The 2708-nt window shown below is 47.3% G+C and carries 2 rRNA genes (1 of these 2 cut by a window edge); both read left to right on the forward strand.

The annotated features are described in order from the left end of the window. Window positions 1–2408, forward strand: a 23S ribosomal RNA gene (locus AC07XN_RS23325); it begins 419 nt to the left of the window's first position. 105 nt (window positions 2409–2513) lie between these two features. Continuing rightward, window positions 2514–2625, forward strand: a 5S ribosomal RNA gene (gene rrf, locus AC07XN_RS23330). Window positions 2626–2708 lie beyond the last annotated feature (83 nt).

Below are 2708 nucleotides of genomic sequence, written 5' to 3' on the forward strand. Positions count from 1 at the left end.
CCCCTTTGAAACTGCCGGCACCATCCGGTAAGGCTAAATACTAACAAGATACCGATAGTGAACGAGTACTGTGAAGGAAAGGTGAAAAGTACCCCGAGCAGGGGGGTGAAAAGACCCTGAAACCATACACTTACAAGCGGTCGGAGCAGAGCGATTCTGTGACGGCGTGCCTTTTGCATAATGACCCTACGAGTTACTCTTCCTGGCAAGATTAAGGTTTACAGAACTGGAGTCGGAGCGAAAGCGAGTCTGAATAGGGCGTTTAGTCAGGGGGAGTAGACGCGAAACCTTGTGATCTACCCATGGCCAGGTTGAAGGTGTGGTAACACACACTGGAGGACCGAACGAGTTTACGTTGAAAAGTATTTCGATGAGCTGTGGGTAGGGGTGAAAGGCTAATCAAACTGGGAAATAGCTCGTACTCCCCGAAATGTTTTTAGGAACAGCGTCGTGGTTATTTTCATGCAGGTAAAGCTACCAATAGGACTAGGGGGAGTCACATCCTACCAAATCCTGATGAACTCTGAATGGCATGAAATTTACACGGCAGTGAGGGCAGGGGTGCTAAGGTCACTGTCCGAGAGGGAAAGAACCCAGACCAACAGCTAAGGTCCCTAAATCTATACTAAGTTGAACAAAGGAGGTCTGATTGCAGAGACAGCCAGGATGTTAGCTTGGAAGCAGCTATTCATTTAAAGAGTGCGTAACAGCTCACTGGTCGAGCGAGGCGGGCATCGATAATAAACGGGCATCAAGTATAGTACCGAAGCTTTGGATTATGTATTTTATACATACTGGTAGGGGAGCATTCTGACATCAGCGAAGGTGAATCGACAAGGTTCATTGGAGAGGTCAGAAAAGCAAATGTAGGGATGAGTAACGATAATGCGGGCGAGAAACCCGCACGCCGAAAAGTCAAGGTTTCCTCAGCTATGCTAATCAACTGAGGGTTAGTCGGGGGCTAAGGGTTTAGCGAAGGCGAAGACTTAATGCACATCAGGTTAATATTCCTGAACTTACTAATAGGGAAACACAATGACGGAGATTCGTGGTTGGCAGGTACTGACGGAATAGTGCCTTTGAGCAGCAGCCGCAAGGCAGAAGCGAGTCAGCGAAGAGACTTCCAAGAAAAGTTGTGAATCTATACTTATTAGTAACCCGTACCGTAAACCGACACAGGTGACTGGGAAGAATATTCTAAGGCGCTCGAGTGAATCACGGCTAAGGAACTCGGCAAATTAACCCTGTAACTTCGGGATAAAGGGAGCCTACTCAGCGATGAGAGGCCGCAGAGAATTGGTCCAGGCGACTGTTTAACAAAAACACATGGCTTTGCAAAAACGAAAGTTGACGTATAAGGCCTGACACCTGCCCGGTGCTGGAAGGTTAAGAGGGGATGTTAGCGCAAGCGACGCATTGAATCGAAGCCCCAGTAAACGGCGGCCGTAACTATAACGGTCCTAAGGTAGCGAAATTCCTTGTCGGGTAAGTTCCGACCTGCACGAATGGTGTAACGATCTGGACACTGTCTCAGCCGTGAGCTCGGTGAAATTGTAGTAACGGTGAAGATGCCGTTTACCCGCAACGGGACGGAAAGACCCCATGAACCTTTACTATAGCTTAGCATTGAGTTCTGGTACTGGATGTGTAGGATAGGTGGGAGACTATGATATAGTGTCGCTAGGCATTATGGAGTCAACGTTGAAATACCACCCTTCTTGTACTGGAATTCTAACCTAAATAGGGACATTGCTTGGTGGGTAGTTTGACTGGGGTGGTCGCCTCCAAAAGAGTAACGGAGGCTTTCAAAGGTACCCTCAGCACGCTTGGTAACCGTGCGTAGAGTGCAATAGCAAAAGGGTGCTTGACTGTGAGACATACAAGTCGATCAGGTACGAAAGTAGGATATAGTGATCCGGTGGTTTAGTATGGAACAGCCATCGCTCAAAGGATAAAAGGTACTCTGGGGATAACAGGCTGATCTCCCCCAAGAGCTCACATCGACGGGGAGGTTTGGCACCTCGATGTCGGCTCGTCACATCCTGGGGCTGGAGAAGGTCCCAAGGGTTCGGCTGTTCGCCGATTAAAGTGGCACGCGAGCTGGGTTCAGAACGTCGTGAGACAGTTCGGTCCCTATCTGTTGTGGGCGTAGGATTATTGACAGGTTCTGACTTTAGTACGAGAGGACCGAGTTGGACTGACCGCTGGTGTATCAGTTGTTCTGCCAAGAGCATAGCTGAGTAGCTACGTCGGGACCAGATAAGCGCTGAAAGCATCTAAGTGCGAAACTGACCTGAAGATGAGTAATCCATATAAGGGCGGTCGTAGATGACGACCTTGATAGGTTGCAGATGTAAAGGTAGAAATACCAAAGTCGAGCAATACTAATTACCCAAGAGCTTTATTCATATAACCGTATGATATATAATCTTTATAGTTCTTACTCTTCAACATCTTTCACAATATTATATGAATTACTCATAAAGAAATAGAGCTTAATGGCTCACAGACTTTATGGGGTTGATAGGACTGGTGTTCACCTCTTCCCATCTCGAACAGAGAAGTTAAGCCCAGTTCCGTTGATGATACTGCAATCACATGCGGGAAAGTAAATAAACCCCAAAAATATTAACAAAGAGCTACCTCGAAAGGGTGGCTCTTCTTGTTTTGAAGACTTGAGGACTTTAGGACTGAAAGACTGGAGGACT

This window comes from Arcicella sp. GW458-12-2-14-TSB2, from assembly GCF_059423785.1.